This window comes from Pseudomonas sp. o96-267 (assembly GCF_003935465.1).
Taxonomy (GTDB): domain Bacteria; phylum Pseudomonadota; class Gammaproteobacteria; order Pseudomonadales; family Pseudomonadaceae; genus Aquipseudomonas; species Aquipseudomonas sediminis.
The window spans coordinates 39656-53219 of record NZ_RHQP01000029.1; the positions used below are offsets into that span (position 1 = coordinate 39656).

Consider the following 13564-nt stretch of genomic DNA (forward strand, 5'->3'; position numbering starts at 1 on the left):
CATGCTGCCGGAAATCAGCCGCTCGATGCTGAAAAACGCCCTAGTGCTTGGCCTGTTCGCCATCGGCACCGTCGGCACCGTCGCCCTGCTGCAACAGGGCACCGCCGAGCGCATCGCCAATGCCGAGCGTGAAGCGCAGGTGCGTGCCCTGGCGGAAATCCTGCCGGCCGGCAGCTACGACAATCACCTGCTGGATAACCGCATCGAGCTCAACGTTCCCGAGCTGGGCCATCGCAGCCCGCAGTCGGCCTACCTAGCGCTCAAGGACGGCCAACCCAGCGCACTGATCCTGCCGGTGACCGCACCGGACGGCTACAGCGGCGCCATCCACCTGCTGGTGGGCATCTTCGCCGATGGCCGCCTGGCTGGCGTACGCGTGCTCAGCCATAAGGAAACGCCTGGACTGGGGGACAAGATCGAACTGGCCAAGAGCGACTGGGTACGCAGCTTCGAGGGCAAATCCCTGAACGACCCTGGCGAAGAGCGCTGGGCGGTGAAAAAGGATCGTGGCGACTTCGACCAGTTCGCCGGCGCCACCATCACCCCGCGCGCCGTGGTCAAGGCAGTGCACGGCGCCCTGCGCTACTTCGATACGCACCGCGCCCAGTTGCTGGGCCAGGTGGAGGACGAGCAATGACCAGCTACCGCGAAATCACCCTCAACGGCTTGTGGAAGAACAACCCGGCGCTGGTACAACTACTCGGCCTCTGCCCGCTGCTTGGGGTGAGCAACTCCACGGTCAACGCCTTGGGCCTGGCCCTGGCCAGTGCGGTGGTGCTGGTGTGTTCGAACACCGCCGTGTCGCTGGTACGCGGCGTGGTCAACACCGCTGTGCGTCTACCGGCCTTCGTCATGATCATCGCCGCGCTGACCACCTGCATCGAACTGCTGATGCAGGCCTATACCTACGAGCTGTACCAGATCCTCGGCATCTTCATCCCGCTGATTACCACCAACTGCGTGATCCTCGGCCGCGCCGACGGCTTCGCTGCCAAGCACGATCCGGCCCGCGCCGCCTACGACGGCCTGATGATGGGCCTGGGCTTCGGCACCGTGCTGGTGCTGATCGGCGCCATCCGTGAGCTGCTTGGCACTGGCGCACTGTTCGCCAACATGCACCTGCTGTTCGGCCCGATTGCCGCCGACTGGAAACTCACCCTGGTGCACGATTACCGCGGCTTCCTGCTGGCCATCCTGCCACCGGGCGCGTTCATCGTTCTAGGCCTGCTGATCGCCGGCAAGAACCGCATCGACCAGATCGCCGCCGAACGAGCCAAGGCCGCCGCGCCCGAGCAGCCTGCCCAAAGCCGCCGCGTTCGCGTTACCGGAGTCATAGAATGAACGCAGCCAAACGCCAGGAAATCTTCCGTCGCCTGCACGAAGACAACCCCGAGCCGAAAACCGAGCTGGCCTACAGCACCCCCTTCGAGCTGCTGGTGGCGGTAACGCTTTCGGCCCAGGCCACCGACGTCAGTGTCAACAAGGCCACGGCCAAGCTGTTTCCCGTGGCCAACACGCCGGAGGCGATCTACGCCCTGGGCGTCGAGGGTCTTTCCGAGTACATCAAGACCATCGGCCTGTACAACAGCAAGGCGAAGAACGTCATCGAGGCCTGCCGCCTCCTTATCGAGAAGCACGGCAGTGTGGTGCCGGACAACCGCGAAGACCTCGAAGCCCTGCCCGGCGTCGGCCGCAAGACCGCCAACGTGGTACTCAACACGGCGTTTCGCCAGTTGGCTATGGCCGTGGACACGCATATTTTCCGCGTCAGCAACCGCACTGGTATCGCGCCAGGCAAGAACGTGGTCGAGGTAGAAAAGAAGCTGCTCAAGTTCGTGCCCAAGGATTACCTGCTCGACGCCCACCATTGGTTGATCCTGCACGGGCGCTACGTCTGCACCGCGCGCAAACCGCGTTGTGGCGCCTGCCGCATCGAAGACCTGTGCGAGTACAAGGCGAAAACCTCCGACGATTGATCGACCATAGAATCTGGCGATCTCCTGATTGAAAAAATCTTTTTTACCCGCTCAATTTTTGTCGCTATAAGGTGCGCAAATGGCCCCAGTCACTGGCCTGGAGTGGAATAGATGAGCACTGACAAAGAAGACCTCGAACTGGACGAAGACTTTGTCGCGGAAGAATCGGACGATACCGAGCCTGCGGTGGAAGTCGCCAAGACCAACCTGACCAAGCGTCGCATCATCGACAACTTCCTCGAAGAGCGTCGCCTGCACAAACAGCTGGCCGAATACGATTTCGATATCTGAGTATCGAGCTGCACAGAAGAAGCCCCGCTGATTGCGGGGCTTTTCGTATGTCTCGATCAGACGCGGCGAGACGGTGAAAGCAGTTCGATCTTGTAACCGTCCGGGTCCTCGACGAAGGCCAGGATACTCGTGCCGTGCTTCATCGGGCCCGGCTCACGGGTGATCTTGCCGCCACGGCCGCGAATATCCTCGCAGGCCTTGTAGACATCCTCGACTTCCAGAGCGATATGGCCGTAGCCGGTGCCGAGCTCGTAGTGCTCGACGCCCCAGTTGTGAGTCAGCTCGATCACGCTGTTGTGCGCCTCGTCGCCGTAGCCGACGAAGGCCAGGGTGAACTGCCCATCCGGGTAGTCCTTACGGCGCAGCAAAGTCATGCCCAGCACTTCGGTGTAGAAGGCAATGGACTTGTCCAGATCGCCGACGCGCAGCATGGTGTGCAGCAGTCTCATCAGATTCACTCCCGTAAAAAGCAGAACCCCGGCACATGGCCGGGGTTCTTGTGGCGCAGGTGGCTCAGCTTAGCAGGCCGTTGAAAAACGTAGGCGAGGCAGGCAAGACAAGGCAAAAACGGCCGAAAAAGCGCCGTTTACGAGCTGTAAATGAGCATTTTGAGGCCGTTTTTAACGCAGCATTGCCAACGCAGGTAGTTTTTCAGCAGCCTGTTAGACCAGCTTGCGACCCTTGCCTGCAGCAATACGCATACGCAGAGCGTTGAGCTTGATGAAGCCTGCCGCGTCCTGCTGGTTGTAGGCGCCGCCATCTTCCTCGAAGGTCGCGATGTTGGCATCGAACAGCGAATCGTCGGACTTGCGGCCGGTGACGATGACGTTGCCCTTGTACAGCTTCAGGCGGACCACGCCGTTCACGTTGGCCTGGGAGGCGTCGATCATCTGTTGCAGCATCAGACGCTCCGGGCTCCACCAGAAACCGTTGTAGATCAGGCTGGCGTATTTCGGCATCAGCTCGTCTTTCAGGTGAGCCACTTCGCGGTCGAGGGTGATCGACTCGATGGCGCGGTGGGCCTTGAGCATGATGGTGCCGCCGGGGGTCTCGTAGCAGCCACGGGACTTCATGCCGACGAAGCGGTTCTCGACGATGTCCAGACGGCCGATGCCGTTCTCGCCGCCGATACGGTTCAGTTCAGCCAGTACGGTCGCGGGGCTCAACTCCTTGCCGTCGATGGCGACGATGTCACCGGCGCGGTAGGTCAGCTCGATATAAGTCGGTGCGTCTGGTGCTGCCTCAGGAGAGACAGTCCATTTCCACATATCTTCTTCGTGCTCGGTCCAGGTGTCTTCCAGCACACCACCTTCATAGGAGATGTGCAGCAGGTTGGCATCCATGGAGTACGGCGACTTCTTCTTGCCGTGGCGCTCGATCGGGATGGCGTGCTTCTCGGCGTAGTCCATCAGCTTCTCGCGCGACAGCAGGTCCCACTCGCGCCACGGGGCGATGACTTTCACACCCGGCTTCAGCGCATAAGCGCCCAGTTCGAAACGCACCTGGTCGTTGCCCTTGCCGGTAGCACCGTGGGAGATGGCGTCGGCGCCGGTCTCGTTGGCGATTTCGATCAGGCGCTTGGCGATCAGCGGACGGGCGATGGAAGTACCCAGCAGGTACTCGCCTTCGTAGACGGTGTTGGCGCGGAACATCGGGTAGACGAAATCGCGAACGAACTCTTCGCGCAGGTCGTCGATGTAGATTTCCTTGACGCCCATTGCCTGAGCCTTGGCGCGGGCCGGCTCGACCTCTTCACCTTGGCCGAGATCGGCGGTGAAGGTCACCACTTCACAGTTATAGGTATCTTGCAGCCACTTGAGGATCACCGAGGTGTCCAGGCCACCGGAATAGGCCAGAACTACCTTTTTGACGTCCGCCATGCCATCACTCCACGGGTTGTACGGTAAAACCCGTGATTCTACTGGCCTCGCGCCTCAATTTACAGGGGCGCGACAGCTTGTGATGACGAAGCGACGGGAAGAATCGGCTTTTTTCTAGGAAGGCGTACTTCCGGCCGGGTCAACCGGGGGGCTCGGTGGAGCGGTCTGCGGTGCGCTCTGTACCGGGGCGTCCGACGCGGGCATACGATCCAGGCGCAGGGTCGCACGGCGATTCTTGGCGCGATTGGCTTCGTTGTTGTTCGGCACCAGCGGGTAGCGCTCGCCGTGAAAGCGCATGGTGATCTGCTCGACCGGTATGCCGCCGGCCACCAGATACTCCTGCACGGCCAGCGCGCGGCGGCGTGACAGGTCACGGTTGGTCAGGCGATTGCCGCTGTTGTCGGCATGGCCGTCGATCTGGAAGCTGTTGATGGTGGGGTCGGCCTTGACGAAGTCGAGGATGATATCGAGCTTGGCCTTGGCCATCGGATCGAGATCGATGCCGCCACCGGGAAAGCCAATCTGCGCCTGGCGAATCTGATCAAAATTGACCGGTAGCAGCTTGGCGGTACAGGCCTGGTAATCATCATAGGCCTTGTGAAACTTGACCGGCAGCAGCCGCACTTCCAGGTTATCGCCACCATTGAGCGTGCGATGACGCACCACCGGGCTGCGCCCTTCGAGCAAGCCGGTTAGCAGGCGTGAGCCCTGCTCCTGCGAGCTGTTGAAGGGCACCTCGCCATTACCGACGCTGACCACTCCGAGGTTGATATCGCCGCGTCCTGGCTGCCAGGGCGCTGCTGCAGCGAGCAAGGTCGCCGACCCCACGCCCATCCAGCGCTCACGCGCCTTGAGACGAAAAGTGACCTGCTCGCCAGCACGGCGCACGAACTCACCACTGCCGAAATTACTGATCGGCTGACTCAGGCGACATTCGAACTGATCGCCCTCGACCGTCCACTCCACCTTTTCCAGCCGCGTCTGGAAACTGATGGCATGCGCTGGCAGGCACAAGGGCATGCCAGCCAGCAGGCTGATCAGAAGGAAATTGGGCGCACGCACGGTCGACTCCACGGCGGTTCACGGCATTCTCACGGAGTATCGGTCAGGCGCGCGGAAACTTGACACCCGGCGTGCGATTGTCGCGTCGGCGCGAGCGCGAACAGGCGCTTTTCAGTTACCATGCGGCCACGTTTTACCCGCCTGGAAGCCTCCATGTCCGACCGCCTGACTCTCCTGCGTCCCGATGACTGGCACATTCACCTGCGCGACGGCGCGGTGCTGCCACACACCGTCGGCGATGCCGCGCGCACTTTCGGCCGCGCCATCATCATGCCCAACCTGGTACCGCCGGTACGCAATGCCGCCGAGGCCGATGCCTATCGTCAGCGTATTCTCGCTGCACGCCCAGCTGGCAGCCGCTTCGAGCCGCTGATGGTGCTCTACCTCACCGACAACACCAGCCCCGAGGACGTGCGTGCGGCCAAGGCCAGCGGTTTCATGCATGCCGCCAAGCTCTATCCGGCCGGCGCCACCACCAACTCCGACTCGGGCGTCACCAGCATCGACAAGATCTTCCCGGCGCTGGAAGCCATGGCCGAAGTCGGCATGCTGCTGCTGGTGCATGGCGAAGTGACCCGCGCCGAGATCGACGTGTTCGACCGTGAGAAAGCCTTCATTGATGAGCACCTGACCCGTGTAGTCGAGCGTTTCCCGACACTGAAGGTAGTGTTCGAGCACATCACTACCCGCGACGCGGTGCAGTTCGTCGAGGCCACCTCGGCCAACGTCGGCGCCACCATCACCGCGCATCACCTGCTGTACAACCGCAACCACATGCTGGTCGGCGGCATTCGTCCGCACTTCTATTGCCTGCCGATCCTCAAGCGCAACGTGCACCAGGAAGCCCTGCTCGACGCCGCCACCAGCGGCAACGTCAAATTCTTCCTCGGCACCGACTCGGCACCGCACGTCAAGCACGCCAAGGAAGCCGCCTGCGGCTGCGCCGGCTGCTACACCGCCTATGCGGCCATCGAGCTGTATGCCGAAGCCTTCGAACAGCGCAACGCGCTGGACAAGCTGGAAGCCTTCGCCAGCTTCCACGGCCCGGACTTCTACGGCATGCCGCGCAACAGCGACAGCATCACCCTGGTGCGCGAAGAGTGGACCGTACCGGCCACCCTGCCGCTGGGCGACAACAGCGTAGTACCGCTGCGCGCTGGTGAAACCCTGCGCTGGAAATTGCTGGAGGCTCAGGCGTGAGCGAAGACAACTACGACGACGAACTCGAGCCGAGCCTGCCGTCCGGCCCGCGCACGCCCATGGCAGCGCGCTTTCGCGGTTATCTGCCGGTTGTGGTGGATGTGGAGACCGGCGGTTTCAACTGCGCCACCGATGCCCTGCTGGAAATCGCCGCGACCACCATCGCCATGGACGAGAGCGGCTTTCTGTATCCGGATCACACCCACTTCTTCCGCATCGAACCGTTCGAAGGCGCCAATATCGAACAAGCTGCGCTGGAGTTCACCGGCATCAAGCTCGACCATCCGCTGCGCATGGCCGTCAGCGAGGAGCACGCGCTGGGGGAAATCTTCAAGGGCCTGCGCAAGTCGATAAAATCGGCCGGCTGCAAGCGCGCCATCCTGGTCGGCCATAACAGCAGCTTCGACCTCGGTTTCCTCAATGCCGCGGTGGCGCGTTGCGGCATCAAGCGCAATCCCTTCCACCCGTTCTCCAGCTTCGACACCGCGACCCTCGCCGGTCTCGCTTATGGCCAGACCGTGCTGGCCAAAGCCTGCCAGACGGCCGGTATCGAGTTCGACGGCAAGGAAGCGCACTCGGCGCGCTACGACACCGAGAAAACCGCTGAGCTGTTCTGCGGCATCGTCAATCGCTGGAAGGAAATGGGCGGCTGGGACGAGTTCGATCAGTAACACGCAATCTCTCGCGTACATTAAAAAACCGGCCTAGGCCGGTTTTTTAATGTCTGGCCAACGGCCGAAAACCGTTCGTCAGACACTGCGAGCATTCGCAATAGATCTTTGACAAGCATTCTCATTAACATTAGTATCCGACCCATCGAACAGAACCACCAAGACGAGCCTTGCTTATGTACGTCTGCCTCTGTGAAGGTGTCACCGATACTCAAATCCGCGATGCGGTCTACGAGGGCTGCTGCAGCTATCGTGAAGTACGCGGCACGCTCGGCATCGCCAGCCAGTGTGGCAAGTGCGCTTGCCTGGCCAAGCAGGTCGTACGCGAAACCATCGCCGAAGTGCAAAGCAGCCAAGCCTCGCTGGCCTACCCTGCAGGTTTCGTCGCAGCCTGAAACACGCCCCCGAAAATGAAAAAACCGGATCTCAGCATCCGGTTTTTTTTCGTCCTCGAACAGCCAGGGTCACGTCAGACCATCACGTTCCAGATGATCGAGGTCTACCGCCTCGCCCGGCTTGGCGTGCAGCTTGGCACGAATGTCCTCGAAGATCGCATCGTATTCGGCATGCGCCCGCATGATCGGGCTGTGATTGGGCGGCAGGCCATGCTTGGCCACCAGGCGGGAGATCACGCTGGCGAAGTTGAACGCAGTATCGCGATGCATCTCGAAGACTTCCTCGAATGCCCTGCCCTCTATCTCGCCCACCAGGCGCCCATGCAGCATGGGCCCTTCTTGCGAGTCCTTGCGCACCTCATAGTAGAAATCGATGCTGTAACCAGGTTGCCCGCCCAGACCGAGCGGGTTGCTGCGATGCAGATGACCAGGTTCGAACATGGGGCTCACTCCTTTGCCATAGCGCTGCTAGGGGCTCCCTACCGGGAGCATGCGAAGAGTCTAGCTCGCTGCTCACAGCCCAGCAGCGCGCCATTTCAGTGCAGGGTCGAATCCCCTGCTCGTTCCTGTACCAACACCCAGGGGGCGACCACGACTGCCCACAACTGCGGGTCACGCGAAAGCAGATCTTCGGCGCGTGAGTCTTCGAGCTTGCACAACAGGCCTTGGTTCATCCATTGCGCAACGCGAGTCTGATCGTTCTCGGCCACGGCCTGCGCGACCGCCACCAGATCCTCGCCACCCTCGACCCAGAGTAGCGCACCGCGAGCGAAGAACGGCTGCAGTTCCTGCCAACGAATCGGCGCTGTCTCACCGAGCAGCTTGGCATAGAGGGTGCTAGATTGATCCGTCATGGTGTGTCCCGTGTCGATGGCTTTGAATGCAGGCGCGCAATGATAGCGTCGGCAATTGCCCTGGCAAACGCGCGACGCTCGCCAGCCGACCCAGGCCACGCCGTTTTTCTATACATTCCTTGCAATTTAGCGACAACCCCACGTTTCGCCTCCAGTTGCCGGCTTTTCAAGGCGCAAATCCGCGCTCTACACTGTTCCGGTACAGTTGCCGGAGGCATTACCGGGGTCACTGACCCGGTTCTGCAGCTTCGGCCGCAAGAACTACAACAACGAAAAACACAAGAGTGGAGCACTCATGAACAAGGCTACTAAGCAGATTTCCAAGCTGTTCGCTGCAATGGCACTGGCGGGGGCGGCCAGCTATTCGATGGCGGCCGACAACATCAAGATCGGCCTGGCCGGTCCGGTGACCGGTGCTGTTGCTCAATACGGTGAGATGCAATTCATCGGCGCCAAGATGGCCATCGAGCAGATCAACAAGGCCGGCGGCGTGAACGGTGCCCAGCTCGAAGGCGTGGTCTACGACGACGCTTGCGATCCGAAGCAGGCCGTTGCCGTTGCCAACAAAATCGTCAACGACGGCGTCAAGTTCGTGGTTGGCCACCTGTGCTCCAGCTCCACTCAGCCGGCTTCGGACATCTACGAAGATGAAGGCATCCTGATGATCACCGCGGCTTCCACCAGCCCGGACATCACCGCTCGTGGCTACGAGCTGGTCTTCCGCACCATCGGTCTGGACAGCCTGCAAGGCCCGACCGCCGGTAACTTCATCGCCGACCACATCAAGCCGAAGAACGTTGCTGTCATCCACGACAAGCAGCAGTACGGCGAAGGTATCGCCACCGCGGTCAAGCAGACCCTGGAAAGCAAAGGCGTGAAGGTTTCCCTGTTCGAAGGCATCAACGCCGGCGACAAGGACTTCTCCGCGCTGATCGCCAAGCTCAACCAGGCAGGCGTCGACTTCGTCTACTACGGCGGCTACCACCCGGAGCTGGGCCTGCTGCTGCGCCAGACCAAAGAGCGTGGCCTGAACGTCAAGTTCATGGGTCCGGAAGGCGTGGGTAACAAGGAAATCTCGGCCATCGCTGGCCCGGCTTCCGAAGGCCTGCTGGTCACCCTGCCGAAGTCCTTCGACCAGGATCCGAAGAACAAGGCGCTGGTCGAGGCCTTCAAGGCCAAGAACGAAGACCCGAGCGGTCCGTTCGTGTTCCCGGCTTACGCTGCCGTTCAAGTCATCGCCGAAGGCATCGAGAAAGCCGGCGACACCGATACCGCCAAGGTAGCGGCTGCGCTGCGCGCCAACAGCTTCGACACCCCCACTGGTTCCCTGGGCTTCGACGAGAAGGGCGACCTGAAGGACTTCAGCTTCGTGGTGTACGAGTGGCACCAGGACGGCACCAAGTCCGAAGCCAAGTAAGCTTCCTGTCTGAGCCAAAGCCCACTGCGCGAGCAGTGGGCTTTGTTTATTAGAAGAATTCCGGCCTCGCGCTGCGCCACAAGCGCCGCTTTACGCGCTGCCCAGGAGTTAGGCAATGCCTGATCTTTATCACTACCTACAACAGCTGATCAATGGCCTGACCATTGGCAGTACCTATGCCCTGATCGCCATCGGCTACACCATGGTCTACGGCATCATCGGCATGATCAACTTCGCCCACGGCGAGGTTTACATGATTGGCTCGTACGTAGCCTTCACCGTTATCGCCGGCCTCGCCATGTTCGGCCTGGAAGCAGTGCCCTTCGTGATGATCGCGGCCTTCGCCGCCACCATGATCGTCACCAGCGCCTACGGCTACAGCATCGAACGGGTGGCCTACCGCCCCCTGCGCGGCGGCAACCGTCTGATCCCGCTGATCTCCGCGATCGGGATGTCGATCTTCTTGCAGAACGCGATATTGCTTTCGCAAGACTCCAAGGACAAAGCCATTCCCAACCTGCTGCCCGGCAATTTCATCCTCGGTGAAAGCGCGGCCAACGGCGTGGTGGTGTCCTACATGCAGGTGCTGATCTTCATCGTCACCTTCGTCACCATGATCGGTCTGACCCTGTTCATCTCCCGTTCTCGCCTGGGCCGCGCCTGCCGCGCCTGCGCCGAAGACCTGAAGATGGCCAACCTGCTCGGTATCAATACCAACAACATCATTGCCCTGACCTTCGTCATCGGTGCGGCACTGGCTGCCATCGCCTCCGTACTGCTGGGCATGAACTACGGCGTGATCAACCCGCACCTGGGCTTCCTCGCCGGTATCAAGGCCTTCACCGCTGCGGTACTCGGTGGTATCGGCAGCATTCCTGGCGCGGTGCTCGGCGGCCTGCTGCTGGGCGTGGCCGAAGCATTCGGCGCCGATATCTTCGGTGATCAATACAAGGACGTCGTGGCATTCAGCCTCCTGGTGCTGGTGCTGCTGTTCCGCCCGACCGGCATCCTCGGCCGTCCTGAGGTGGAAAAAGTATGAGCACCGCTATTACCAAGAATCTCAAATCCGCGATTTTCAGCGCCCTGCTGGTGCTGATCATTTCCTACCCGGTTCTGGGCCTGAAACTCTCCACCGTCGGCATCAGCCTGCGCGTGGAAGGCGCCACCGCCTTCGAACTCTGGTGTATCGGCGGCGCTGCCACGCTGATTTTCCTCTGGCAATTGCTGCGCGACCGGCTGACCCCGGCCTGGGCCAAGCTGCCCAAACTGCCCAGCGGTTCCGGTGAGATCGGTAACTTCCTCACCCTGCCTTCCACCCAGCGCTGGATCATTCTGGCGATGATCATGGTGGCACTGGTTTGGCCGTTCTTCGCCAGCCGGGGTTCGGTGGATATCGCCACGCTGATCCTGATCTACGTGATGCTCGGCCTCGGCCTGAACATCGTGGTCGGCCTCGCCGGCCTGCTCGATCTGGGCTACGTCGGCTTCTACGCCGTCGGCGCCTACAGCTACGCGATTCTGGCTCACTACTTCGGTCTGGGCTTCTGGCTCTGTCTGCCGCTGGCCGGCATGATGGCTGCGCTGTTCGGCTTCCTCCTGGGCTTCCCGGTGCTGCGTCTACGCGGCGACTACCTGGCTATCGTGACCCTGGGCTTCGGCGAGATCATCCGCATTCTGCTGCGTAACCTCACCGAACTGACCGGTGGCCCCAATGGCCTGAGCATCGCCAACGAGAACAAGCCGACGCTGTTCGGTCTGTCCTTCGAGCGCCGTGTACCCGCCGACATGCCGACTTTCCACGGCTACTTCGAAATCGCCTACAACTCGCAGTACAAGGTGATCTTCCTCTACCTGATCGCCCTGCTGCTGGTGTTGCTGACCCTGTTTTTGGTCAACCGCCTGCTGCGCATGCCGATCGGCCGCGCCTGGGAAGCACTGCGTGAAGACGAGATCGCCTGCCGCGCGCTGGGCCTGAACCCCACCGTGATCAAGCTCTCGGCCTTTACCATCGGCGCCAGCCTGGCCGGTTTCGCCGGCAGCTTCTTCGCTGCGCGCCAGGGTCTGGTGACGCCAGAGTCGTTCACCTTCATCGAGTCAGCGATGATCCTCGCCATCGTCGTGCTCGGCGGCATGGGCTCGCAGCTGGGCGTGATCCTCGCTGCCATCGTCATGGTGATGCTGCAGGAGATGCGTGAGCTGAGCGAGTACCGCATGCTGATCTTCGGCCTGGTCATGATTTTCATGATGATCTGGCGCCCGCAAGGGTTGCTGCCGATGCAACGTCCCCACCTGGAGCTGAAGCGATGAGCCGCACGATTCTCGAAGTAAGCGGCCTGTCCATGCGTTTCGGCGGCCTGCTGGCCGTCAACGGGGTGGGCCTGAACGTCAAGGAAAAGCAGGTGGTCTCGATGATCGGCCCGAACGGCGCCGGCAAGACCACTGTATTCAACTGCCTGACCGGTTTCTACCAGCCGAGCTCGGGTAGCATCCGTCTCAACGGCGAAGCGATCGAAGGCCTGCCGGGGCACAAGATCGCGCGCAAGGGCGTGGTGCGCACCTTCCAGAACGTGCGTCTGTTCAAGGACATGACCGCGGTGGAAAACCTGCTGATCGCCCAGCACCGTCACCTCAACACCAGCTACCTGGCGGGCCTGTTCAAGACGCCAAGCTTTCGCCGCAGCGAACGTGAAGCCATGGACTTTGCCGGCTACTGGCTGGAGAAGGTCAACCTGGTGGACTTTGCCAATCGCGAAGCCGGCACACTCGCCTACGGTCAACAACGTCGCCTGGAAATCGCCCGCTGCATGATGACCCGTCCGAGCATCCTCATGCTCGACGAGCCAGCCGCAGGTCTGAACCCGCGCGAAACGGAAGACCTGAAAGAGTTGATCGGCGTGCTGCGCGACGAACATAACGTCACCGTACTGCTGATCGAGCACGACATGAAGCTGGTGATGAGCATTTCCGACCACATCTACGTGATCAACCAGGGCACTCCCCTGGCCGACGGCACGCCGGACGACATCCGCAACAACCCGGACGTGATCAAAGCCTATCTGGGGGAGGCGTAATCCATGCTGAGCTTCAATAACGTCTCAACCTTCTACGGCAAGATCCAGGCCCTGCACGACGTCAGCATCGAAGTGCAGAAAGGCGAGATCGTCACCCTGATCGGCGCCAACGGTGCCGGCAAGTCGACCCTGCTGATGACCCTGTGCGGCAACCCGCGCGCCACCAGTGGCAGCATCCGCTACCTGGGTGAAGAGCTGGTGGGCATGGATACCCCGGAGATCATGCGCAAGAGCATCGCCATCGTGCCGGAAGGCCGTCGCGTGTTCGCCCGCCTGACCGTCGAGGAAAACCTGGCCATGGGCGGTTTCTTCGGTGACAAGGCGGACAATCAGGAGCAGCTGGACAAGGTCCTGCACCTGTTCCCGCGCCTGAAGGAACGCTTCGCTCAGCGCGCCGGCACCATGAGTGGCGGCGAGCAGCAAATGCTCGCCATCGGTCGTGCGCTGATGAGCAAGCCCAACCTGCTGCTGCTCGACGAGCCGTCGCTGGGTCTGGCGCCGATCATCATCCAGCAGATCTTCGACATCATCGAGCAACTGCGTAAAGACGGCGTGACCGTGTTCCTGGTCGAGCAGAACGCCAACCAGGCGCTAAAACTGGCAGATCGCGGCTACGTGCTGGAGAACGGCCATATCGTCATGCGCGGTAGCGGCGAAGAGCTGCTCAGCGACCCCAAGGTGCGCGACGCCTACCTTGGCGGCTAAGCGTAACTTGCGACATCGGAACCGCCCTTCGGGGCGGTTTCT

Annotated in this window: 17 protein-coding genes; 12 read left to right on the plus strand and 5 right to left on the minus strand. The window is 61.4% G+C overall.

Features of this window, described 5'->3' with window-relative positions:
• Position 1: 1 nt before the first annotated feature.
• The 4 genes from rsxG to EGJ86_RS18585 all read left to right on the plus strand — a co-directional run bounded on the left by rsxG (position 2) and on the right by EGJ86_RS18585 (position 2267).
• Positions 2 to 637 (plus strand): electron transport complex subunit RsxG, encoded by a 636-nt coding sequence (gene rsxG / locus EGJ86_RS18570; RefSeq protein WP_125836127.1) that lies wholly within the window; start codon positions 2 to 4, stop codon positions 635 to 637.
• Complete coding sequence (locus tag EGJ86_RS18575; RefSeq protein ID WP_125836128.1) at positions 634 to 1341, plus strand: electron transport complex subunit E; 708 nt, start codon at positions 634 to 636, stop codon at positions 1339 to 1341. The genes rsxG and EGJ86_RS18575 overlap by 4 nt, the downstream gene beginning before the upstream one ends.
• Entirely contained in the window at positions 1338 to 1976 is a 639-nt protein-coding gene (gene nth, locus EGJ86_RS18580) for an endonuclease III (protein ID WP_084341346.1), read from the plus strand. Before EGJ86_RS18575 ends, nth begins: the two co-directional genes overlap by 4 nt.
• Before the next feature lie 111 nt (positions 1977 to 2087).
• A complete protein-coding gene (locus EGJ86_RS18585; RefSeq protein WP_106732995.1) occupies positions 2088 to 2267 on the plus strand; it encodes a PA3496 family putative envelope integrity protein in 180 nt (59 codons plus the stop codon).
• 56 nt (positions 2268 to 2323) lie between these two features.
• Here the strand turns inward: EGJ86_RS18585 and gloA are convergent, their stop codons facing one another.
• From gloA to EGJ86_RS18605, 3 genes are all read right to left on the minus strand, one after another.
• A complete protein-coding gene (gene gloA, locus EGJ86_RS18590; RefSeq protein ID WP_106732996.1) occupies positions 2324 to 2716 on the minus strand; it encodes a lactoylglutathione lyase in 393 nt (130 codons plus the stop codon).
• A gap of 213 nt (positions 2717 to 2929) precedes the next feature.
• Positions 2930 to 4147 (minus strand): argininosuccinate synthase, encoded by a 1218-nt coding sequence (locus EGJ86_RS18600; protein WP_075746225.1) that lies wholly within the window; start codon positions 4145 to 4147, stop codon positions 2930 to 2932.
• A gap of 114 nt (positions 4148 to 4261) precedes the next feature.
• Positions 4262 to 5209, minus strand: a complete 948-nt coding sequence (locus tag EGJ86_RS18605) for an OmpA family protein (RefSeq protein WP_125836130.1) — start codon at positions 5207 to 5209, stop codon at positions 4262 to 4264.
• 153 nt (positions 5210 to 5362) lie between these two features.
• On the opposite strand from EGJ86_RS18605, the gene pyrC reads away from it, so the two are divergent.
• From pyrC to EGJ86_RS18620, 3 genes are all read left to right on the plus strand, one after another.
• The gene (gene pyrC, locus EGJ86_RS18610) at positions 5363 to 6409 is read left to right on the plus strand and encodes a dihydroorotase (RefSeq protein ID WP_125836131.1); all 1047 of its coding nucleotides are present in this window, start codon (positions 5363 to 5365) and stop codon (positions 6407 to 6409) included.
• Positions 6406 to 7080 carry a ribonuclease T gene (rnt, locus tag EGJ86_RS18615; RefSeq protein WP_099522109.1) on the plus strand — a complete coding sequence of 225 codons (675 nt, stop codon included), beginning with the start codon at positions 6406 to 6408 and terminating at the stop codon, positions 7078 to 7080. Before pyrC ends, rnt begins: the two co-directional genes overlap by 4 nt.
• Before the next feature lie 176 nt (positions 7081 to 7256).
• A complete protein-coding gene (locus EGJ86_RS18620; RefSeq protein WP_004423711.1) occupies positions 7257 to 7475 on the plus strand; it encodes a bacterioferritin-associated ferredoxin in 219 nt (72 codons plus the stop codon).
• 69 nt (positions 7476 to 7544) lie between these two features.
• Here EGJ86_RS18620 and EGJ86_RS18625 read toward each other — a convergent pair whose 3' ends face one another.
• Both EGJ86_RS18625 and EGJ86_RS18630 read right to left on the minus strand, forming a co-directional pair.
• Entirely contained in the window at positions 7545 to 7916 is a 372-nt protein-coding gene (locus EGJ86_RS18625; RefSeq protein WP_125836132.1) for a DUF5064 family protein, read from the minus strand.
• A 95-nt stretch (positions 7917 to 8011) separates the two neighbouring features.
• Complete coding sequence (locus EGJ86_RS18630) at positions 8012 to 8329, minus strand: DUF2288 domain-containing protein (RefSeq protein ID WP_064494293.1); 318 nt, start codon at positions 8327 to 8329, stop codon at positions 8012 to 8014.
• Between the two features lie 295 nt (positions 8330 to 8624).
• On the opposite strand from EGJ86_RS18630, the gene EGJ86_RS18635 reads away from it, so the two are divergent.
• The 5 genes from EGJ86_RS18635 (at position 8625) to EGJ86_RS18655 (ending at position 13522) form a co-directional block, all read left to right on the plus strand.
• Entirely contained in the window at positions 8625 to 9746 is a 1122-nt protein-coding gene (locus EGJ86_RS18635; RefSeq protein WP_125836133.1) for a branched-chain amino acid ABC transporter substrate-binding protein, read from the plus strand.
• A 115-nt stretch (positions 9747 to 9861) separates the two neighbouring features.
• Entirely contained in the window at positions 9862 to 10785 is a 924-nt protein-coding gene (gene livH, locus EGJ86_RS18640) for a high-affinity branched-chain amino acid ABC transporter permease LivH (protein ID WP_099522111.1), read from the plus strand.
• Complete coding sequence (locus EGJ86_RS18645; RefSeq protein WP_372237976.1) at positions 10782 to 12053, plus strand: high-affinity branched-chain amino acid ABC transporter permease LivM; 1272 nt, start codon at positions 10782 to 10784, stop codon at positions 12051 to 12053. The genes livH and EGJ86_RS18645 overlap by 4 nt, the downstream gene beginning before the upstream one ends.
• Positions 12050 to 12817 carry a high-affinity branched-chain amino acid ABC transporter ATP-binding protein LivG gene (gene livG / locus EGJ86_RS18650; RefSeq protein WP_099522112.1) on the plus strand — a complete coding sequence of 256 codons (768 nt, stop codon included), beginning with the start codon at positions 12050 to 12052 and terminating at the stop codon, positions 12815 to 12817. The genes EGJ86_RS18645 and livG overlap by 4 nt, the downstream gene beginning before the upstream one ends.
• Before the next feature lie 3 nt (positions 12818 to 12820).
• Positions 12821 to 13522: an ABC transporter ATP-binding protein gene (locus tag EGJ86_RS18655; RefSeq protein WP_125836134.1), complete on the plus strand. Its 702-nt coding sequence runs from the start codon at positions 12821 to 12823 to the stop codon at positions 13520 to 13522.
• The last annotated feature ends 42 nt before the right edge of the window (positions 13523 to 13564 follow it).